General features: G+C 67.1%; 17 protein-coding genes and 2 riboswitches. Of the genes, 14 read left to right on the forward strand and 3 right to left on the reverse strand.

From position 1 onward, the window contains the following. Positions 1-9: 9 nt before the first annotated feature. Complete coding sequence (locus tag AC5Y39_RS07290; RefSeq protein WP_500017087.1) at positions 10-1,923, reverse strand: ABC transporter ATP-binding protein/permease; 1,914 nt, start codon at positions 1,921-1,923, stop codon at positions 10-12. 120 nt (positions 1,924-2,043) lie between these two features. Between AC5Y39_RS07290 and AC5Y39_RS07295 the strand changes: the two genes are divergently transcribed. The 13 genes from AC5Y39_RS07295 to AC5Y39_RS07355 all read left to right on the forward strand — a co-directional run bounded on the left by AC5Y39_RS07295 (position 2,044) and on the right by AC5Y39_RS07355 (position 16,284). Next, complete coding sequence (locus AC5Y39_RS07295) at positions 2,044-3,681, forward strand: acetolactate synthase (protein ID WP_500016892.1); 1,638 nt, start codon at positions 2,044-2,046, stop codon at positions 3,679-3,681. A gap of 101 nt (positions 3,682-3,782) precedes the next feature. Then, complete coding sequence (gene secA2, locus AC5Y39_RS07300) at positions 3,783-6,107, forward strand: accessory Sec system translocase SecA2 (protein ID WP_500016890.1); 2,325 nt, start codon at positions 3,783-3,785, stop codon at positions 6,105-6,107. Positions 6,108-6,117: 10 nt separating this feature from the next. Beyond that, on the forward strand, positions 6,118-6,858 hold the full coding sequence (locus AC5Y39_RS07305) for a CDP-alcohol phosphatidyltransferase family protein (RefSeq protein ID WP_500016888.1): 741 nt from the start codon (positions 6,118-6,120) through the stop codon (positions 6,856-6,858). After that, positions 6,851-7,756 (forward strand): DUF881 domain-containing protein, encoded by a 906-nt coding sequence (locus AC5Y39_RS07310; RefSeq protein ID WP_500016887.1) that lies wholly within the window; start codon positions 6,851-6,853, stop codon positions 7,754-7,756. The genes AC5Y39_RS07305 and AC5Y39_RS07310 overlap by 8 nt, the downstream gene beginning before the upstream one ends. Positions 7,757-7,801: 45 nt before the next feature. After that, entirely contained in the window at positions 7,802-8,134 is a 333-nt protein-coding gene (locus tag AC5Y39_RS07315; RefSeq protein WP_500017085.1) for a small basic family protein, read from the forward strand. 36 nt (positions 8,135-8,170) lie between these two features. Further along, entirely contained in the window at positions 8,171-8,941 is a 771-nt protein-coding gene (locus AC5Y39_RS07320; RefSeq protein WP_500016885.1) for a DUF881 domain-containing protein, read from the forward strand. A 43-nt stretch (positions 8,942-8,984) separates the two neighbouring features. Beyond that, positions 8,985-9,380: a glycine cleavage system protein GcvH gene (gcvH, locus tag AC5Y39_RS07325; protein ID WP_500016883.1), complete on the forward strand. Its 396-nt coding sequence runs from the start codon at positions 8,985-8,987 to the stop codon at positions 9,378-9,380. A 187-nt stretch (positions 9,381-9,567) separates the two neighbouring features. Beyond that, positions 9,568-10,050: a glycogen accumulation regulator GarA gene (garA, locus tag AC5Y39_RS07330; protein WP_499908507.1), complete on the forward strand. Its 483-nt coding sequence runs from the start codon at positions 9,568-9,570 to the stop codon at positions 10,048-10,050. Positions 10,051-10,054: 4 nt separating this feature from the next. Next, positions 10,055-10,801, forward strand: a complete 747-nt coding sequence (gene ftsR, locus AC5Y39_RS07335; RefSeq protein ID WP_500016881.1) for a transcriptional regulator FtsR — start codon at positions 10,055-10,057, stop codon at positions 10,799-10,801. 60 nt (positions 10,802-10,861) lie between these two features. Continuing rightward, the gene (locus tag AC5Y39_RS07340) at positions 10,862-11,356 is read left to right on the forward strand and encodes a bifunctional nuclease family protein (RefSeq protein WP_500016879.1); all 495 of its coding nucleotides are present in this window, start codon (positions 10,862-10,864) and stop codon (positions 11,354-11,356) included. Positions 11,357-11,564: 208 nt separating this feature from the next. Continuing rightward, positions 11,565-12,167 (forward strand): MerR family transcriptional regulator, encoded by a 603-nt coding sequence (locus AC5Y39_RS07345; RefSeq protein ID WP_500016877.1) that lies wholly within the window; start codon positions 11,565-11,567, stop codon positions 12,165-12,167. A 96-nt stretch (positions 12,168-12,263) separates the two neighbouring features. Further along, positions 12,264-12,361, forward strand: a riboswitch (glycine riboswitch). Beyond that, a riboswitch (glycine riboswitch) is annotated at positions 12,362-12,471 on the forward strand. 30 nt (positions 12,472-12,501) lie between these two features. Further along, a complete protein-coding gene (gene gcvP, locus AC5Y39_RS07350) occupies positions 12,502-15,333 on the forward strand; it encodes an aminomethyl-transferring glycine dehydrogenase (RefSeq protein ID WP_500016875.1) in 2,832 nt (943 codons plus the stop codon). 81 nt (positions 15,334-15,414) lie between these two features. Beyond that, positions 15,415-16,284: an alpha/beta fold hydrolase gene (locus AC5Y39_RS07355; RefSeq protein ID WP_500016873.1), complete on the forward strand. Its 870-nt coding sequence runs from the start codon at positions 15,415-15,417 to the stop codon at positions 16,282-16,284. A 3-nt stretch (positions 16,285-16,287) separates the two neighbouring features. On the opposite strand, the gene AC5Y39_RS07360 is transcribed toward AC5Y39_RS07355, so the two are convergent. Beyond that, entirely contained in the window at positions 16,288-17,007 is a 720-nt protein-coding gene (locus AC5Y39_RS07360) for a polysaccharide deacetylase family protein (RefSeq protein WP_500016871.1), read from the reverse strand. Positions 17,008-17,174: 167 nt separating this feature from the next. Here AC5Y39_RS07360 and ctaD point away from each other — a divergent pair, with 167 nt between their 5' ends. Next, on the forward strand, positions 17,175-18,926 hold the full coding sequence (gene ctaD, locus AC5Y39_RS07365) for an aa3-type cytochrome oxidase subunit I (RefSeq protein WP_500016869.1): 1,752 nt from the start codon (positions 17,175-17,177) through the stop codon (positions 18,924-18,926). A 2-nt stretch (positions 18,927-18,928) separates the two neighbouring features. Here ctaD and AC5Y39_RS07370 read toward each other — a convergent pair whose 3' ends face one another. Beyond that, positions 18,929-20,857, reverse strand: a complete 1,929-nt coding sequence (locus tag AC5Y39_RS07370) for a substrate-binding domain-containing protein (protein ID WP_500016867.1) — start codon at positions 20,855-20,857, stop codon at positions 18,929-18,931. Positions 20,858-20,861: the final 4 nt, after the last annotated feature.

Genomic DNA, 20,861 nt, shown 5'->3' on the forward strand with positions numbered 1-20,861 from the left:
CAAGGCGCGTTAGACCGGCTCCTTCTCCTTTTCCACCGGGCCGAGTCGCCATTCGCCTTCGCCGAGTAGGTGCAACTGCTGGTCGTGGTACTGGTTGACGGCAGGCCGGTGGCTGACGCTCACCACGATGCATTGCGGCAACTCGCGCCGAAGCAGTTGGTACAGCATCATTTCCAGGCCCTCGTCTAGTGCCGAGGTCGCCTCGTCGAGGAACACCGCCTTGGGCTTGTTCAGCAGAATGCGGCCGAACGCCACACGCTGCTGCTCGCCTGGCGACAGCACCTTGGCCCAGTCGTCTGATTCGTCGAGCCGCCCGACAAGGTGGGGAAGGGCCACTTTGACGAGCACCTCCTGCAGCTGCTTGTCCGTGAACTCGCCCGGCTCGGCGGGATACGACACCACCGCGCGCAGGTCCCCCAGTGGAACGTACGGCAGCTGCGACAGAAACATCGTCTGGTTGGTGCCGCCGCCCGGGCAGCGCAACACGCCGGAGGTGTACGGCCACAATTCGCCCAAGCTGCGCAGGAGCGTGGTCTTGCCGGTGCCGGATTTGCCGACGATCACCAGCCCGTCGCCGGGCGCCAGCCGCAGTGTCAACGGCTCGACCAGCTGGGTGCCGGTCGGCGTGCGCACCTCGACAGCACGCAATTCGACCGAGCCGGCGCTGTCTTCCGTTGTGAGACTAGGTAATTCACGGCCCTCCTCGTTGGCCACCACCAGCCCGTGCAAGCGAAGGATGGCGGCGCGGTAGCCGGCGAAGTAGTCGTAGACGTTGCGGAAGAACGACAGCGAGTCGTGGATGTTGCCGAACGCCGTGGCCGTCTGGGTGACGTCGCCCAGCTTGATCTCACCGGAGAACAGACGCGGCGCCTGCAACAGGTAGGGCAGTGGGACGATCGTCTGGCTCAGCGACAGGTTCCACCCGTTGAATCCGACGCTGCGGTTCACGTACTTCTTGTAATTGGAGACGATCGGGTCGAACTGGCGTCTCAGTTGCACGCGCTCGGCCCGCTCGCCGCGATAGAACGCCACTGCCTCGGCGGCGTCCCGTAGCCGTACGAGCCCATACCGGAATGCGGCATTGAAACTCTCATTGAGAAAGCTCAATCGGATGAGGGGACGGCCTATCCAGATCGCGACCACGGTCGCGAACAACACGTAGACGAACACCGTCCAAAACATCGCCCGCGGGATGTCGATACCGAAGAGCGTCAGCGTGCCCGACAGGTTCCACAGGATCGGAATGAACGACACCACTGACGCGATCGACGACACGGAGCCGAACAACAGCGTGCTGCCAGTCGAGTTGGTCGGGGTGTTGGGCAGCGGGCCGACGCCGGTGGTGAATATGTCGATGTCGGACTGGATGCGCTGATCCGGGTTGTCGATGGTGTCGTCGATGAACCGGCTCCGGTAATAGGCCTTGCCGTCCAGCCAGTCGCCGGTGAGCTCCTCGGTCAGCCAGATCCGCCAGGCCAGGATGAAGCGCTGCATCAGGAACAGGTCGAGCATCGTGCGGGCCACATGCAGCGCCGCCATGATGCAAAAGATTCCGAGGGACACCCAAAAGCCATGCACCCCTGAGTCTTTGACTGCCGTGTTGCCGGCTGCAATGCCTTGGACCGCGGTCTGGATGGCGGTCATCATGTCCTTGCTCTGATAGCTGAACAGCACGTTGAGGCGCACGCCGAGGATCACCAGCAGCAGCAACACAGCAAGCCACAGCCATACCCGCACGCTGGGGGCGCCGGTGAAGTAGCCCTTGGTGACGCGCCAGAACTGTCTTCCCCAGGTGGTCAGCGTCAGTAGCAGAACCACTCCCAGCAGCGTGCAGACGGCACTGATCGCCCACGCCTTGCTGACCCACCACAACGAAGTCCAAATCTCCTGACCCCAATTGATCGAGGTTTCGAACGGAGTCAACTCATCCAACGGCGTATCTCCTGTGCGGCTGTGTCCGGCGGACGCAGCGACGGCGACCTTGCGGCGAAGCTACCGCAGCGGCGACTCGTCAGCGCGGCAGCGGCATCTAGGCTCACCGTCATGAGCATCGACGCTCCCGCCACCGTGCACGCCGGCCGCTTGATTGCCCGCCGCCTCAAGGCCAGCGGCATCGACACCGTGTTCACGCTGTCCGGCGGCCACTTGTTCTCGTTATACGACGGCTGCCGCAGCGAGGGCATCCGCTTGGTGGACACCCGCCACGAGCAGACCGCGGCGTTCGCCGCCGAAGGCTGGTCGAAGGTGACACGCATCCCCGGCGTGGCAGCGTTGACCGCCGGGCCGGGCGTGACCAACGGCATGAGTGCGATGGCGGCGGCGCAGCAGAACCAGTCGCCGCTGGTGGTGCTCGGCGGCCGCGCGCCCGCGTTGCGGTGGGGGCAGGGCTCGCTGCAGGAAATCGACCACGTCCCGTTCGTCGCGCCGCTTGCCCGGTTCGCGGCCACGGCCACGTCGCCACAAACCACGTCGACGCTCGTCGACGAGGCGTTGCGTGCTGCGGTGACGGCGCCGTCCGGCGTAGCGTTCGTCGACTTCCCGATGGACCACGTGTTCTCGGAGGCGCCTGACGAGGGCCTGCCGGGCGCGCTTGCCGACGTGTCGCGCGGGCCCTCACCGGACGGCGACGCGCTGCAGCGGGCCGCGGATCTGCTGGCCACAGCCGAGCGGCCCGTGATCATGGCCGGCACCAACGTGTGGTGGGGACATGCCGAGGCGGCGCTGCTGCGCCTGGCCGAGGTGGCTCGCATCCCGGTGCTGATGAACGGCATGGCTCGCGGCGTGGTGCCCGCTGACCACGAGTTGGCGTTCTCGCGGGCACGCTCGCGGGCGTTGAAGGAGGCCGACATCGCGCTCGTCGTCGGCGTTCCGATGGACTTCCGGCTTGGCTTCGGCGGGGTGTTCGGTGCCGACACCCAACTGATCGTCGCCGACCGCGCCAAACCGGGCCGACCGCATCCGAGGGCAGCGGCGGCCGAGCTCTACGGCGACCTGACCCAGGCATTGTCGGCGCTCGCCGAAGCCCGTTCGCCCGGGCACGAGGCGTGGATCGCCGACCTGCGCGCCGCCGAGACGGCTGCCCGCTCCGCTGAACAGGCCGAACTGTCCGACGATCGTGCGCCGCTGCATCCGATGCGCGTCTACGCGGAACTGATGCCCATGCTCGACCGCGACGCGATCGTCGTCATCGACGCTGGTGACTTCGGGTCCTACGCCGGGCGCATGATCGACAGCTACGTACCCGGCGCATGGCTGGACAGCGGACCCTTCGGCTGCCTGGGCTCCGGCCCCGGATACGCGCTCGCAGCCAAGCTCGCGCGGCCGGACCGCCAAGTGGTGCTGATTCAGGGCGACGGCGCGTTCGGGTTCTCAGGGATGGAGTGGGACACGTTGGTGCGCCACGACATTCAAGTCGTGTCGGTGATCGGCAACAACGGCATCTGGGCGCTGGAGAAACACCCGATGGAGATGTTGTACGGATATTCGGTGGTCGCCGAGCTGCGGCCCGGCACACGTTACGACGAGGTGGTGCGAGCGCTCGGCGGACACGGCGAGCTGGTGTCCACGCCGGCCGAGCTTCGACCGGCGCTGCAGCGGGCGTTCGGCGCTGGGCTGCCGGCCGTGGTCAACGTGCTTACCGACCCTGCGGTCGCCTATCCGCGGCGCTCAGTTCTGGCTTAGGCACTTGCGCCGCGGGGGCGCGAGGGTGCGTGGTTGCACGGCTGGTACCGCGTGTCGCCGGGCAGACACGCCCGCTCGGCACAGAAACGTAGGGTTGGGGCGTGGCGAAATCGAGCAGCACCAAGCCGGGCCGCCTGAGCAGCAGATTCTGGAAGCTGCTGGGGGCCAGCACCGAGAAGAACCAGAACCGCTCACTGGCGCAGGTCGAGCAGTCGGCGGAGTTCGACAAGAAAGCAGCCGATCTCGACGACGATCAGCTGCGCAAGGCCGCCAAACTACTGGACCTCGAAGACCTTGCCGAGTCACGCGACATACCGCAGTTCCTGGCGATCGCCCGCGAGGCAGCTGAGCGCACGACCAACCTGCGCCCGTTCGACGTGCAGCTTCTGGGCGCGCTGCGGATGCTGGCTGGAGACGTCATCGAGATGGCCACCGGTGAAGGCAAGACGCTGTCCGGTGCGATCGCTGCCGCCGGATACGCCTTGGCCGGCCGCCACGTGCACGTCATCACCATCAACGACTACCTGGCCCGCCGCGATGCGGAATGGATGGGCCCGCTGCTGGAGGCGATGGGCCTGACCGTCGGCTGGGTGGCCGCCGAATCGACGCCGGCCGAACGGCGCGCCGCCTACAAATGCGACGTCACCTACGCCTCGGTGAACGAGATCGGCTTCGACGTACTGCGCGACCAGCTGGTCACCGACGTCGAGGATCTGGTGTCTCCTAATCCGGACGTCGCTTTGATCGACGAGGCCGACTCTGTGCTGGTCGACGAGGCGCTGGTGCCGCTGGTGTTGGCTGGCACCACCCACCGCGAGACGCCGAAGCTGGAGATCATCCGGCTCGTCGGCGAACTGATCCCCGGCAAGGACTACGACACCGACGCCGACAGCCGCAACGTGCACCTCACCGAGGCGGGCGCACAGAAGGTCGAGGCGAAACTCGGTGGGATCGATTTGTACTCGGAGGAGCACGTCGGCACCACGCTCACCGAGGTGAACGTGGCCCTGCACGCGCATGTGCTGCTGCAGCGAGACGTGCACTACATCGTGCGCGACGACGCGGTGCACCTGATCAATGCGTCGCGGGGGCGGATCGCGCAGCTGCAACGCTGGCCGGACGGGCTGCAGGCGGCTGTGGAGGCCAAGGAGGGCATCGAGACCACGGAGACCGGTGAGGTGCTCGACACCATCACGGTGCAGGCGCTGATCAACCGGTATCCCACCGTGTGCGGAATGACCGGCACCGCGCTGGCCGCCGGCGAACAGCTGCGCCAGTTCTACCGGCTCGGGGTGTCGCCGATACCGCCGAACCGGCCCAACATCCGCGAGGACGAGGCGGATCGGGTGTACATCACGGCCGCCGCGAAGAACGACGCGATCGTCGAACACATCAAAGAGGTGCACGCGACGGGGCAGCCAGTGCTGATCGGTACCCGTGACGTCGCCGAATCAGAAGAGCTGCACGAAAAGTTGGTCAAGGCCGGCGTGCCGGCAGTTGTGCTCAATGCCAAGAACGACGCGGAGGAGGCAGCGATCATCGCCGAGGCGGGCAAGCTCGCCGCGGTGACGGTGTCGACCCAGATGGCCGGCCGGGGCACCGACATCCGGCTGGGCGGGTCCGACGAAGCCGACCACGATCAAGTCGCCGAGCTGGGCGGCCTCCACGTCATCGGCACCGGCCGCCACCACACCGAGCGGCTGGACAACCAGCTGCGCGGGCGGGCCGGGCGTCAGGGCGATCCGGGGTCGTCGGTGTTCTTCTCGAGCTGGGAGGACGACGTCGTCACCGCGAACCTCGATCCGTCCAAGCTGCCCACCGAGACAGACGAGGACGGCCGCGTCGTCAGCCCCAAAGCGGCTGGCCTGCTGGACCACGCCCAGCGGGTCGCCGAAGGCAAGCTTCTCGACGTGCACGCCAACACCTGGCGCTACAACGAACTGATCGCCCAGCAGCGCGCGATCATCGTCGAGCGCCGCAACACGCTGCTGCGCACCCCGACCGCGCGCGAGGAACTCGAGGAGCGCTCGCCGGAGCGCTACGGCGAGCTCTCGCAGCAGCTCTCCGAGGAGCAGTTGGAGCGGATCTGCCGGCTGATCATGCTGTATCACCTGGACCGCGGCTGGGCAGACCATCTGGCGTACCTCGCCGACATCCGAGAAAGCATCCACCTGCGCGCGCTGGGCCGGCAGAACCCGCTCGACGAATTCCACCGGATGGCCGTCGACGCGTTCGCGTCGCTGGCGGCCGACGCGATCGAGGCGGCCCAGCAGACTTTCGAGACCGCCAACGTCACCGAAGACGAGCCGGGGCTGGACTTGTCGAAGCTCGCGCGGCCGACGTCGACGTGGACGTACATGGTGCACGACAACCCGCTGGCCGACGAGACTCTGTCCGCGCTGAGCCTGCCTGGCATATTCCGTTAAAGTTCGCGGCATGGAGCCGCAAGGCCGGCGACGTTCGGCCGGGGAGCCGCAAGGCCGGCGACGTTCGGCCGGGGAGCCGCAAGGCCGGCGACATCCGACTGGGGAGCCGCAAGGCCGGCGACGTTCGGCCGGGGAGCCGCAAGGCCGGGTGCTGACGGTGCCCAACGCGCTGAGCGTGCTGCGACTGGCGTTGGTGCCGGTGTTCTTGTGGCTGCTGCTCGTCGAGCACGCCGACGCATGGGCCACCGGCATCCTGATGTTCTCCGGCGCATCGGATTGGCTGGACGGCAAGATTGCGCGGCTGGCGAACCAATCCTCTCGGCTCGGCGAGCTGCTCGACCCGACCGTGGACCGGATCTACATGCTTGCGGTCCCAATTGCCTTCGCGCTCAGTCATTTTGCGCCATGGTGGTTTGTCATCGCACTGATTGCCCGCGACGCGCTGCTGGCCGCGACGCTGCCCGCCCTGCGCAGCCGCGGCCTGACCGGGCTGCCGGTGACCTACATCGGCAAGGGTGCGACGTTCGCGCTGATGTCCGGCTTTCCGCTGATTCTGCTGGGCCAGTTCGACGGGTTGTGGAGCCACGTCGTGCTGGCCATCGGGTGGGGATTCGCGATCTGGGGCTTTGCGCTGTACCTGTGGAGCTTCGTGCTCTACGGCGTCCAGTTCGTTCTAGTGCTGCGCCGGATGCCGAAAGTGGCTGCGACGGGCCGACGCCCAGTGCCGGGAGGGCAGTCGGCACATGACTGACCGGGCTCTCGGCGGCTATGACCCGCACGCCGGGCTCAGCGCACACGAAGCCGGCCAGCCTCAGTTCAACCCGGTGCCGTCGCTGCTGCGGTCGTTGCTGTCGGAACACCTCGACCCCGGTTACGCCGCCGCGGCCGCCGAACGCCGGGCGGGCACGACATCTCGGCCTCGCTGGGCGGCGTGGGTATGGCAGGCCGTGGCCGCACTGCTGATTGCGCTGGTGTTCGCTGCGGCCGTCGCGCAAGCGCGCTCCACGGCGCCTGGCGTCAAGGAAACCCAGCAGGTTCTGGTGAACAGCGTGCGGTCTTCGGAGGCGGGTGCCAACGCGCTGAGCGCACAGCGAGCCCAGCTGTCCCGCGAGGTCGACAGCATGCGGCGCAGCCGGCTGGAGGGTGACGCGGAAGGCCGCGAATTGCTGCGCCGGCTCGACGAACTCGTGGTCCCGGGCGGGTCGACGGCGGTGACGGGCCCGGGGCTGACTGTGACGATGAGCGACCCCGGGGTGACTCCTGATCTGTCCGACGTGTCCAAGCAGCGCATCCCCGGCAGCCGGCAGGCGGTCCTCGACCGCGACCTGCAGCTGGTGGTCAACTCGTTGTGGGCGGCGGGCGCCGAGGCGGTCGCGGTCGGCGGGGTGCGGATCGGTCCCAACGTCACGATCCGGCAAGCGGGCGGGGCGATCCTGGTCGACAATCAGCCGATCAGCAGTCCATACACGATCGTGGCGATCGGGCCGGCGCATGCGATGCAGGACGGATTCGAGCGCAGTGCAGGCTTTCAGCGCGTGCGACTGCTGCAGGTGTCCTACGGCGTCGGCGTCACGGTCAGCACCGCCGAGTCGCTGACTGTCCCGCCGGCCGGAAGCCGAGAAGTCAAGTACGCCAAGCCGATCGGATGAGCGAGAAGACTCGATGAGCGCTTGGACGAGAAGGAGGCGGCAGCAGTGATCGGTATTGCGGCATTGGCCGTCGGAATCGTGCTGGGCCTGGTGTTTCACCCCAGCGTGCCTGACGCGGTGCAGCCCTATCTGCCGATCGCCGTGGTGGCGGCGCTGGATGCGGTCTTCGGCGGCCTGCGCGCGTACCTAGACGGGATCTTCGATTCCAAGGTGTTCGTCGTCTCGTTCGTGTTCAACGTGTTGGTCGCAGCGCTGATCGTGTACCTGGGCGATCAACTGGGCGTCGGCACGCAGCTGTCCACCGCGATCATCGTGGTGCTGGGCATCCGCATTTTCGGCAACACCGCGGCACTGCGGCGCAAACTGTTCGGGGCATGAGGGCATGAGGGCATGAGGGCATGAGGTCATAAAGGCATGAGCGAGCACGAAGCCGAGCCGTCCCATCACGGGCGTCATGAGCTTCCCGTCGATGCGAAGCCGCCGCGAAGCCGACGTCTGACGGTGTTCGGGACGCTGGCTGTGCTGCTGTGTCTGGTCCTGGGCGTCGCCATCGCTACGCAGGTCCGCCAGACGGAGTCCGGTGACGCATTGGAATCCGCCCGGCCCGCGGATTTGGTGGTGCTGTTGGACTCGCTGCAACAGCGCGAGGCGACGCTGAACAAAGAGGTGTCTGACCTGCAGCGCACGCTGACCGCGTTGAGGGCGTCGGGCAACAGCGACCAGGCCGCCGTCGCGGACGCGCAAGACCGCCTCGCGGCGCTGTCGATCTTGGTGGGGACAGTGGCAGCGACGGGTCCTGGGGTAACGCTGACGATCGATGACCCGGTGAGCGGCGTGTCTCCCGAGACGATGATCGACGTCATCAACGAATTGCGGGCCGCCGGGGCGGAGGCCATGGAGATCCGCGGGGCGTCAGGCGGCGCGGCGGTGCGAGTGGGCGTCGACACCTGGGTGGGCGGCCGCGCGGGTGTCTTGTCGGTGGACGGGCAAACCCTGACCGCCCCGTATTCCGTTGTGGCCATTGGGGACCCGCCGACGTTGGCGGCTGCGGTGAACATTCCCGGTGGCGCCGTCGACAGCGTGGAGCGGGTGGGCGGCACCATGACGATGCAGCAGTCCGACCGCGTCGACGTGACCGCCTTGCGGCAACCGAAACCGCGCCAATACGCTCAGCCCGTCAAATGACCGCCGGCAAGCTGAGCCAACATAACCAGAGTTGAGGAGCCCCGTGAGCGAAGTCCCGCCTGACCTGCACTACACCGCCGAACACGAGTGGGTGCGCCGCACGGGCTCCGACACCGTACGGGTGGGAATCACCGACTTCGCGCAGTCGTCGCTGGGGGACGTGGTGTACGTCCAGCTGCCCGAGGTGGGTGCCACCGTGACGGCCGGTGAGCCCTTCGGCGAAGTGGAATCCACCAAGTCCGTGTCCGACCTGTATGCGCCGGTCTCGGCGAAAGTCGTTGCTGTGAACGGTGATTTGGAAGCCAATCCGCAGCTGGTGAATTCCGAGCCGTACGGTGGCGGCTGGCTGGTGGAGTTGCAGGCCGAATCCTCCGCGCTTGACGAAGGCGTCTCCGCGCTGCTTGACGCCGAAGGCTACCGCAACACGATCACCGAATGAGGCGACTTGTTAGGGTTCACGGACGGAATTGACCTCGCGGACACCCCCGCCTTGATACGAACAGGGCGGGCACAATAACCGAGGCCTCGGGGTACGGTTTGAGGAGCAGGGCGCAGGTCGGCTTGACGAAATCGCTGGAAACCGCGGCCACGAAAGCAGCCGCCAGAACAGCCAGGAGGAGCAGCGGGTGACCGACAAGGACTCGAATTCTGGGGCAGACCAGACGTCTGACGAAGTCACCGTGGAAACGACCTCCGTTTTTCGCGCGGACTTCCTCAACGAGCTGGACGCGCCCGCCAGCCCGGGTGCCGATACCGCGGTGGGCGGCGTCGAGGGCCTGCCCAGCGGGTCGGCACTGCTCGTCGTCAAGCGCGGACCCAATGCGGGCTCGCGCTTTCTGCTCGATCAGCCCGTGACGTCGGCGGGCCGGCATCCGGACAGCGACATCTTCCTCGACGACGTGACCGTGTCGCGCCGCCATGCCGAGTTTCGGCTGGAGAACGGCGAATTCCAGGTCGTGGACGTCGGCAGCCTCAATGGCACCTACGTCAACCGCGAACCGGTGGACTCAGCCGTGCTGGCCAACGGCGACGAAGTGCAGATCGGCAAGTTCCGCCTGGTGTTCCTGACGGGCCCGAAGGGCGACGACGGCGAAACCGGATCCGGGTAAACCCGTGAGCGCCCCCGAGACGCCCGCCCTGGCCGGCATGTCCATCGGAGCGGTGCTCGACCTGCTCCGGCCGGAGTTTCCTGACGTGACGATCTCGAAGATCCGGTTCCTGGAGGCGGAGGGGCTGGTCACCCCGCAGCGCAGCGCATCGGGATACCGCAGGTTCACTGCATACGACTGCGCGCGGCTGCGCTACATCCTGACCGCCCAGCGCGACCACTACCTTCCGCTGAAGGTGATCAAGGCACATCTGGATGCCCAACCCGACGGCGAGTTGCCGCAGTCGGCCGGGTTCGCCTTCGCCGCACCGCGATTGACGACGGTCGCCGGCACGCTGGACGGCGCGGCGGCCGACGGTGACGGCGCGGTCGAAGCGGCGCAGGTCCGGCTCAGCCGTGAAGACCTCCTCGAGCGGGCCGGCGTCGACGACGCCCTGCTGACCGCGCTGACCAAAGCCGGGGTGGTGATCGCGGGTCCCGCCGGATTCTTCGACGAGGACGACGTGGTGATCCTGCGGTGCGCGGCTGCGCTGAGCGAGTTCGGTGTCGAGCCCAGGCACTTGCGGGCGTTCCGCTCGGCTGCCGACCGGCAGTCCGACCTCATCGCGCAGATCGCCGGACCGGTGGGCAAGGGCGGCAAGACCGGCGCGCGCGACCGGGCCGACGACTTGGCCCGTGAGGTTGCCGCGCTGGCGATCACGTTGCACACGGCGTTGGTGAAGTCGGCTGTGCGCGACGTTCTCGACCGCTGAGGATTAGACTGGCGGCGAAGTCTTTCAACTGGCTTCGTCACATGCGGAGGGCAGGCGCATATGGGTGAGGTTCGGGTCGTCGGCATACGCGTTGAGCAGCCGCAGAACCAGCCGGTCTTGTTGCTGAGAGAGGCCAACGGCGATCGCTACCTGCCTATTTGGATCGGTCAGTCCGAGGCGGCGGCGATCGCGCTGGAACAGCAGGGCGTCGAGCCGGCGCGTCCGCTGACCCACGACCTGATCCGAGATGTCATTGCCGCGCTTGGCCATTCGCTCAAAGAGGTGCGCATCGTCGACTTGCAGGAGGGCACCTTCTACGCCGACCTGATCTTCGACCGCAACATCAAGGTGTCGGCGCGGCCGTCGGACTCGGTGGCGATCGCGCTGCGCGTGGGCGCGCCGATCTACGTGGAGGAGGCGGTGCTCGCGGAGGCGGGCCTGCTGATTCCCGATGAGAACGACGAGGAGTCCTCGGGCGCCGTGCGGGAAGAAGAGGTCGAGAAGTTCAAGGAGTTCCTCGACAGCGTCTCACCGGATGACTTCAAGGCGACCTGAGCGCGGAGCTGATCACGGAAGCGTCTCAACTTGTCCGAGCCGCTCCGACACGCGGGTGGCGGTCACATTGACCGGTCCTTTCAGCCGCCATAATTTTGGCGGTAACGGCAGGCGCAGCGGCCCGCCCGACGCGTATGCTCGAGCAACTCGAGCCGTAACGCGAACGATGGCCAGTCGATAGCCAACGCGACAGGCGGGAGGTAGGACAGTGGATGACCATCCACGTCAAGAGCAGCTGGACCTGAAAGCAAGTGACAGCGCGTCCAGCGAGCCGGTGCAGCCCGGTCTGTTCCCGGATGATTCGATTCCCGACGAGCTCGTCGGCTACCGCGGCCCCAGCGCATGCCAGATCGCCGGCATCACCTACCGCCAGCTCGACTATTGGGCGCGGACCTCGTTGGTGGTGCCGTCGATTCGCAGTGCTGCCGGTTCCGGCAGCCAGCGGCTGTACTCGTTCAAAGACATTCTCGTGCTGAAGATCGTCAAGCGGCTGCTGGACACCGGCATCTCGCTGCAGAACATCCGCGTCGCGGTCGACCACCTGCGTCGGCGCGGCGTGCAGGACCTGGCCAACATCACGCTGTTCTCCGACGGCACCACGGTGTACGAATGCACGTCGGCCGAAGAGGTGGTGGACCTGCTGCAGGGCGGCCAAGGAGTGTTCGGCATCGCGGTCAGCGGCGCGATGCGTGAACTCACCGGCGCGATCGCCGACTTCCCGGGCGAGCGCGCCGACGGCGGTGAGTCGATCGCCACGCCCGAAGACGAATTGGCCACCCGGCGCAAGCACCGCGACCGCAAGATCGGCTGACAGTCCCGCGCCAGCGTGCGCGGTTGTCCACATTTCCCGGCGTGTCGATGCGCAGACGCGCACGCTCGCGGTAGGTGGGTAGACTGGCACCCGCATCGCCCGGAAGCGGGAGAGTTTCGTGGCCGCCAGTCACGAACGCCGAAGGAGCAATACCTCTCCGTCAACCTCTCAGGCCCCCGGACCGCGACGGGACACGATGCCTCTGGAAAGCGGTGATGACGGGCGTCATCACCCGCCGATGGGGAAAGGCGCAGGCCGAATCTCTCAGGCGCCCGGTTACCGGGTCGAAGACAGAGGGAGAGGGCACCAGTCGTCTATCGTCAGGAGCCCGCCCGTGTCCACCAGTTTCGCCGACCGCCACATCGGCCCAAACCCCGACGACATCGCGACAATGCTGAGCGTCATCGGTGTGAACTCTCTCGAGGAGCTGGCAGAAAAGGCCATTCCCACCGCGATCTTCGATGGTCTCGACGGCGAAGCGGCGCCCGGCCTGCAGATCTTGCCGCCTCCGGCCACCGAGGAGGAGGCGCTGGCGGAGCTGCGCCGTCTCGCCGACGCCAACACCGTCGCGGTCTCAATGATCGGGCAGGGCTATTTCGACACGCTGACCCCAGCGGTGTTGCGCCGCAACCTCATTGAGAACCCGGCCTGGTACACGGCTTATACGCCGTACCAGCCGGAGATCAGCCAGGGCCGGCTGGAGGCGCTGCTGAATTTTCAGACGATGATCGCCGACCTGACCGGCTTGGAGATCGCCAACGCGTCGATGCTCGACGAAGGTACGGCCGCCGCCGAGGCGATGACGCTGATGCACCGCGCGACGCGCGGCAGCTCGCATCGACTGGCCGTGGACGTCGACATCTATCGCCAGACCGCCGCTGTGCTGGCCACCCGCGCAACGCCGCTGGGCATCGAAATCGTCACGGCCGACTTGACGGACGGCCTTCCCGACGGCGAGTTCTTCGGCGTGATCGCGCAGCTTCCCGGCGCCAGCGGCGCGGTGGTCGACTGGACTGACCTGGTGGCGCAGGCCCACGAGCGCGGCGCGATGGTGGCGGTCGGTGCCGATCTGCTGGCGCTGACGCTCGTCACCCCGCCGGGGGAGATCGGCGCCGACGTGGCGTTCGGTAGCGCCCAAAGGTTCGGCGTGCCAATGGGTTTCGGCGGCCCGCACGCCGGATACCTTGCCGTGCACAGCAAGCACGCGCGCCAGCTGCCGGGCCGGCTGGTCGGGGTGTCGCTGGACGCCGACGGCGCGCCTGCATACCGCCTGTCGCTGCAGACCCGCGAACAGCACATCCGCCGCGACAGGGCGACCAGCAACATCTGCACGGCTCAGGTGCTGCTGGCGGTGCTGGCCGCCATGTATGCCAGTTACCACGGCGCCGACGGGCTCACTGCGATCGCCCGCCGCGTCCACGGGCACGCGCGCCGGCTGGCCGGTGGACTCGCAGCTGCGGGCGTGGAGGTGGTGCACCGCTCGTTCTTCGACACCGTGCTGGCCCGCGTGCCAGGCCGCGCCGCCGAGATCCGTGATGCGGCGAAAGCCAGGGGCATCAACATCTGGGTGGTCGACGACGACCACGTTTCTGTGTCGTGCGACGAGGCGACCACCGACAGCCACGTCGATCAGGTGCTCGCCGCATTCGGGGCCGAGCCGGTCGACGAGTCGTTCGCCGGAACCGAAATCGCTTCGCGTACAAGCGAATTCCTGACTCACCCGGCGTTCACCCGCTACCGCACCGAAACCGAGATGATGCGTTACCTGCGGACACTGGCGGACAAGGACATTGCGTTGGACCGCAGCATGATTCCGCTGGGATCGTGCACGATGAAGCTCAATGCCGCGGCCGAGATGGAACCGATCACGTGGCCTGAGTTCGCCCGTCAGCACCCGTTCGCGCCGGCGTCGGATACCCCGGGCCTGCGGCGGCTGATCGCTGACCTGGAGAGCTGGCTGGCGCAGATGACCGGTTACGACGCGGTGTCGCTGCAGCCCAACGCGGGCTCGCAGGGCGAGTACGCCGGACTGCTCGCCATCCACGCCTACCACGCCGCGCGCGGCGAGCCGCACCGCGACGTGTGCCTGATCCCGTCCAGCGCGCACGGCACCAACGCCGCGTCGGCCGCGCTGGCGGGTATGCGGGTGGCGGTGGTCGCGTGCCGCCCGAACGGGGATGTGGACCTCGACGATCTGCGGGCCAAGGTGGCCGAGCACGCGAATGACCTTGCGGCACTGATGATCACCTATCCATCGACGCACGGGGTCTACGAGCACGACATCGCGGAGATCTGCGCCGCGGTGCACGACGCAGGTGGGCAGGTCTACGTCGACGGCGCGAACCTCAACGCACTGGTGGGCCTGGCCCGTCCGGGCCGGTTCGGCGGCGACGTCAGCCATCTCAACCTGCACAAGACGTTCTGCATCCCGCACGGCGGCGGTGGTCCTGGTGTGGGCCCCGTCGCGGTGCGCGAGCACCTGCGGCCGTATCTGCCCGGGCACCCGCTCGCCGACGAGATGTCGGACGCGCCGCCGGTGTCGTCGGCGCCCTACGGCTCGGCGTCGATCCTGCCGATCACATGGGCCTACATCCGCATGATGGGCGCGCCGGGCCTGCGCGCGGCGTCGCTGACGGCGATTGCGTCGGCCAACTACATCGCACGCCGGCTCGACGAGTACTACCCGGTGCTGTACACCGGCGAGAACGGCATGGTGGCCCACGAGTGCATCCTGGATCTGCGTGGCATCACCAAGGCCACCGGCGTCACTGTCGACGATGTAGCAAAGCGCTTGGCGGACTATGGTTTTCATGCGCCGACCATGAGCTTCCCGGTAGCCGGCACGCTGATGGTCGAGCCCACGGAAAGCGAAAGCCTGGCCGAGGTCGACGCATTCTGCGACGCGATGATCGCGATCCGCGCAGAGATCGACAAGGTGGGGGCGGGGGAGTGGCCCGCAGAGGACAACCCGCTGCGCGCCGCACCGCACACCGCGGCCTGCTTGATGGTGGACAAGTGGGAGCATCCGTACACCCGCGAGCAGGCTGCGTATCCGCTGGGCAAGGGGTTCCGGCCGAAAGTGTGGCCGCCGGTGCGCCGCATCGACGGGGCGTACGGGGACCGCAATCTGGTGTGCTCCTGCCCGCCGGTGGAGGCGTTCGCCTGAAACATCGCCGAGTGTGGAGTTGATCCACGCGCTGCGGTGAAAAGCGTGGAATAAGTCAGTTCGGGGGCTAGTGTCCCGAAGGTGCTTCCACCAAGCGTGGCCGAGTGGCGCGACGGCGGGCGCTTCATCCAGACGAGCGCAGGCCAGGTGTTCGTCCGCTCTCAGGCGGGCGCCGGCCCGACCATCCTGCTGTTGCACGGCTTTCCGTCCAGCTCCTATGACTTCCGCCAAGTCGTTCCGCACCTGGCCGGCCGGGCGTGGCTGACGCTGGACTTTCTGGGCTTCGGCCTGTCGGACAAGCCCAGGCCGCACCACTACAGCCTGCTCGAGCAAGCCGATCTGGTGCAGGCGGTTGTCGACGAGGTCACCGACGGGCCGGTCGTGGTGCTCGCCCACGACATGGGTACCTCGGTGACCACCGAGCTGCTCGCACGAGATCTTCACGGCCGCTTGCCTTTTGAGCTGCAACGCGCGGTGCTTTCCAACGGCAGCGTGATTCTGGCGCGGGCCAGCCTGCGGCCGAGTCAGAAGATCCTGCGCAGCCGGCTGGGACCGGCGTTCGCGCGACTGGTCAACCGCCGGGGCTTCACCCGTGGGTTCGGCAGGCTGTTCAGCGACGACCATCCGTTGTCGGCGCAAGAGGCCGCGGCGCAGTGGGCGTTGTTGTCGCACAACGACGGTCACCGCATTGCCCATCTGTTGATTTCCTATCTCGACGAGCGTGTGCGGTACGCGCAGCGCTGGCACGGGGCGGTGCGCGACTGGCCGAAACCGCTGGGGTTCCTCTGGGCATTGCGGGATCCCGTCGCCACGACGAACGTGCTCGACGGGCTTCGCGAGCTGCGGCCGACCGCGCCGGTGATCGAGCTGCCGCGGTTGGGCCACTATCCGCAGCTCGAAGATCCCGAGGCGTTCGCAGCCGGGGCGCTCAAGCTGCTCACCGACGCATGAGGCTCAGCCGAACACGTCGTTGAGCGTCACCGTCTGCAGGTTGCGGCTGGCGATGATGTCGAGCAGTTGCGGATAGGTGTGCGTGACCGGCGGTAGGTTGGCGTGGCCGAGCACGATCTGCTGGCCGGTGAACGCCTGCTTGGCGTAGTTGATCAGCTGCTGCTCGTTGACCACTCTGGAGTCGCCGATCGTCGTACTCCACAACGTGATCGTCGGGTAGCCCAGATCGGCCGCGATCTTGTCGGTCGCCGCGTTGTGCACACCGTAAGGCGGCCGGAAGTACGGGGTGCCATCGACGCCGTAGGCGTTTTGCAGGAAGTCCTTGTTCCGCTGGATCTGGTCGATGAGCGCGCCCGGACTGATCCGCGTGACGTAGGGATGCGACCAGGTGTGGTTGCCCAGCTGGATTTGGCCGGAGTCGACCATCGGCCGCAACTGCGGCGCGTTGACCGACCATGAGGCGTTGGCGCCGTTGACGAAGAACGTCATCCGGGTGCCGCTGTCGCGGCAGAACTGGGCGAACGCCGACACCACAGCGATGCTGGCACCGTCGTCGATGGTGAGCGCCAACAGGTTTCCGTCACCCGGCAACCGGGTGAGCACGCCATCGGGCGGCGGTATGCGCCCGGTGGGCGCGGCGTGGGCTGGCGCCGGCCGGGTCGTCGCCGCCAACACTCCGACCGCAATGGCTTTCAGCAATGTGCGTCGATCGACGCTCGGCACATTCTCACGGTAACGATCCATCGGCACGCCTGGGGCCCGTTCACCTGTCAGTGCACTGTGAGTGCGGCCGACATCGCGGGCCGCCGAAGCTCGTCGGGAAAATCTTCGCCTCGACGGGGTACAGGCATAGGATCGAGCACACCAGCATCCGATGACAAGGGATGTCCATGACCGCAGAAGCGACCGCCCTGCCACGACTGCAGCCACGTCGACCCTTCCCGGCCAGGCTGGGGCCCAAGGGAAACTTGGTCTACAAGCTGATCACCACCACCGACCACAAGCTGATCGGCATCATGTACATGGTCGCCTGCTTCGTGTTCTTCTTCATCGGCGGGCTGATGGCGTTGCTGATCCGCGCCGAGCTGGCCGTACCCGGGCTGCAATTCCTGTCCAACGAGCAGTACAACCAGCTGTTCACCATGCACGGCACCGCGATGCTGCTCTTCTACGCCACCCCGATCGTGTTCGGGTTCGCCAACATCGTGCTGCCGTTGCAGATCGGCGCACCCGACGTCGCGTTCCCGCGGCTCAACGCACTGTCCTTCTGGCTGTTCGTGTTCGGCGCGATGATCGCGCTGAGCGGGTTCATCACGCCAGGTGGCGCGGCGGATTTCGGCTGGACGGCCTACAGTCCGCTGACTGACGCTATTCACAGCCCCGGCGCGGGCGGCGATCTGTGGATTCTGGGTCTGGCCGTCGGCGGCCTGGGCACCATCCTGGGCGGCGTCAACATGATCACCACGATCGTCTGCATGCGTGCCCCGGGCATGACGATGTTCCGGATGCCGATCTTCACCTGGAACATCTTGGTGACCAGCATCCTTGTGCTGCTGGTCTTTCCGCTGTTGACGGCCGCGCTGTTCGGGCTGGCGGCCGATCGGCATCTCGGCGCGCACATCTACGACCCGGCCAACGGCGGTGCGATCCTGTGGCAGCACCTGTTCTGGTTCTTCGGCCACCCCGAGGTGTACATCATCGCGCTGCCGTTCTTCGGGATCATCACCGAAGTGATCCCGGTGTTCAGCCGCAAGCCGCTGTTCGGCTATACCACGCTGGTGTACGCCACGTTCAGCATCGCCGCGTTGTCGATGGCAGTCTGGGCGCACCATATGTTCGCCACCGGCGCGGTGCTGCTGCCGTTCTTCTCCTTCATGACGTTCTTGATCGCGGTGCCCACCGGCATCAAGTTCTTCAACTGGATCGGCACGATGTGGAAGGGACAGCTGACCTTCGAGACGCCCATGCTGTTCGCCGTCGGGTTCGTGGTGACGTTTTTGCTCGGTGGGCTGTCAGGGGTGCTGCTGGCCAGCCCGCCGCTGGACTTCCACGTCACCGACAGCTACTTCGTCGTCGCACACTTCCACTACGTGCTGTTCGGCACCATCGTGTTCGCGACGTTCGCCGGTGTGTACTTCTGGTTCCCGAAGATGACCGGCCGGCTGCTCAACGAGCGGCTGGGCAAGCTGCACTTCTGGACCACGTTCATCGGTTTCCACACCACGTTTCTGGTGCAGCACTGGGTGGGCAACCAGGGGATGCCGCGCCGCTATGCCGACTACCTGCCCAGCGACGGCTTCGAAACGCTGAACATCGTGTCGACCATCGGCGCTTTCATTCTGGGCATCTCGATGATCACGTTCACCTGGAACGTGTTCCGCAGCTGGCGCTACGGCGAGCCGGTGACCGTCGACGATCCCTGGGGCTACGGCAACTCACTGGAGTGGGCCACCAGCTGCCCGCCGCCGCGGCACAACTTCTACGAGCTGCCCCGGATCCGTTCGGAGCGGCCGGCATTCGAGCTGCACTACCCGTGGATGGTCGAGCGCATGCGCGCCGAATCCCACATCGGCGGCCATCGCGAGAAGAAACTCGAGACCGACGCGCCGACACCGTTGCGCACCGCGCCGGACCGCGACTGACCTCAGCCCATCATCGTCGACACCGCGGCCGTGAGGTCCGGGCTGTCTGACGTGGGTAGGTTCCGGTAAGTGCCGCCCGTGGCCTGGGCAACCGATTCCCATGTGCTGCGGTCGGAGTCGGCACCGAAATCGATGACGTTGACGGCCACCGGACGGGCCGGATCGAACGTCTTACGGATGTAGTCCTGCAGACCGGCGCCGTCCAGAGACTGGTCGGTGTGCGGACCGGCGGTGATCACCAGCACGGAGTTCTTCGCGTTGGGCCGGAAGTTCGCCAGCGCGCCGTCGTAAATCATCCGCAGCGTGGTGAACGACACGGCACCGCCGTTCGACGAGTACTGCCGGTCCAGCGCCGCCGTCAGCGCGGCCGAGCGCGGCTGCCCGTTCACGTCGTCGGACAGGGGACCGGTCGGCACTTCGCTGCGGCCCTCGACCCCATCGAACGTCCACAGCCCGACCGCCGCGGTGGGAGACAGCGCTTGCAGCTTGTTCTTCAGCGCCGCAACAACATTCGCCAGTCGGCTCTGGCCGCCCTCTTGTTCGGGCATCGACTGGTCGAGCATGATCGTGACCGCGCCTCCGGACGAGGGCGTGGTGACCGCGTCGGCCAATGTGACCCGCGCCGATTCGTCGCCGACCGACAGCGTTGCCGACAGCGGCGAGAAGCTGGTGACGTCGCTCTTGGGCAGCGCCTGATCTCCGGCACGGAATCCGGCTTTGGCCAATTCGGCTTGCTGCTCCGGCTTTTGGAGGAACTTCTTGAACTCGCTGGCCGCGGTGACCTGTTCCTCGGACAGCCAGTTGCCGGCCAGCGACGCCATCGGGTAGTCGGCCACCGCGGCGGGTCCCGGCGGCAGCCAGGAGCTGACGACGTCCTTGGCCTCAGGCATCTTCGCCGACCGTTGATACAGCTGCTGTTCGGTCATCACCACCGCATGCACCGGTGCCGCGGCCGGGTCGCCCTTGGCGGTCAGCGCGTCGAGTGCGGTCGAAAGCTTCGAGTCGGCCAGTTTGGGCTGTCCGGCGAGCAACGCATTGATTGCGCCCACACCGGCGGTGGCCGGGGCGTTGGGCGGAGCGGACGCAGCCGCAACCGCCTCGGCGGCCAGGTAGGTGGCGTCGCTGTTGCCCGTGGTGGGCAGCGCCAGCCGCAGCGAGCCCCAGCCCGGCATGTTCAGCGCATCCAACGACACCGGGTTGGTCTGCAGGCCGGGCAGCGAGCCCCAATTCTGTTCGGCCAGCGCGGTTTTCAGCTGCGGTCTGATGGCCAGCACCACCGGCGTCTTGACAAGTGACCGGCTGTCGGTGATGACGTTCGATCCGCCCGCCGCTTGCAGTCTTGCGGTCGCAATCGAGCTCGCCGGAATCCACAGCGCCGGCCGCTGTCCCAGCTCGCCGGGCCAGGTGCCGGCGAAACCGTCGACCACGGCGCTGGAGTCGGCCGCTTTGACACCAAGCTTCACGCAGCGGTCGCCGATCGGATCGGCGGACTTGTTGTACCGGTCGGCCAGCGTGGTGATCTGCTCGGCGATCGACGGGTCGGCGATGACGGCGACGGGCACGTCGGCACCGTGGCAGCTGGTCGCCGCGGTGTCCGAGCGGTCGGAGAGCGTGTCACCCAAAAACCGCCACATGATGATCGCGCCGACTACCACCACGACCGCAACCAACGCCACGATCACGCCGATGCTCACACCGCGACGCCTGCGGTCTGTGCTGCGGTGGCCGCCCTGCCAGGTGCCGCGGGCGAAGCGGCCGCTGGGCGTCTCATCGGACGGCCCGGCCGCCGCGTCCGGCGCCGAGTCGCGGCCGTCGAATTCTTCGGTCGGGCCGTGGGCAGGAAGCGACGCCGACGACGGCTCGGGCGGCGGCGTGGCGCGGAACGGTTCTCTGGGCGTCTCGTCCGGGCCGGGAATGCTGTGCTTGCCCATGCCC

It is taken from the genome of Mycobacterium sp. NGS39, assembly GCF_059812765.1.

Coding starts and splice junctions, on each gene's coding strand:
- AC5Y39_RS07295 (WP_500016892.1), top strand. CDS start 2,044: ATGAGCATCGACGCTCCCGCCACCGTGCACGCCGGCCGCTTGATTGCC.
- AC5Y39_RS07305 (WP_500016888.1), top strand. CDS start 6,118: ATGGAGCCGCAAGGCCGGCGACGTTCGGCCGGGGAGCCGCAAGGCCGG.
- AC5Y39_RS07310 (WP_500016887.1), top strand. CDS start 6,851: ATGACTGACCGGGCTCTCGGCGGCTATGACCCGCACGCCGGGCTCAGC.
- AC5Y39_RS07320 (WP_500016885.1), top strand. CDS start 8,171: ATGAGCGAGCACGAAGCCGAGCCGTCCCATCACGGGCGTCATGAGCTT.
- AC5Y39_RS07340 (WP_500016879.1), top strand. CDS start 10,862: ATGGGTGAGGTTCGGGTCGTCGGCATACGCGTTGAGCAGCCGCAGAAC.
- ctaD (WP_500016869.1), top strand. CDS start 17,175: ATGACCGCAGAAGCGACCGCCCTGCCACGACTGCAGCCACGTCGACCC.
- AC5Y39_RS07370 (WP_500016867.1), bottom strand. CDS start 20,857: ATGGGCAAGCACAGCATTCCCGGCCCGGACGAGACGCCCAGAGAACCG.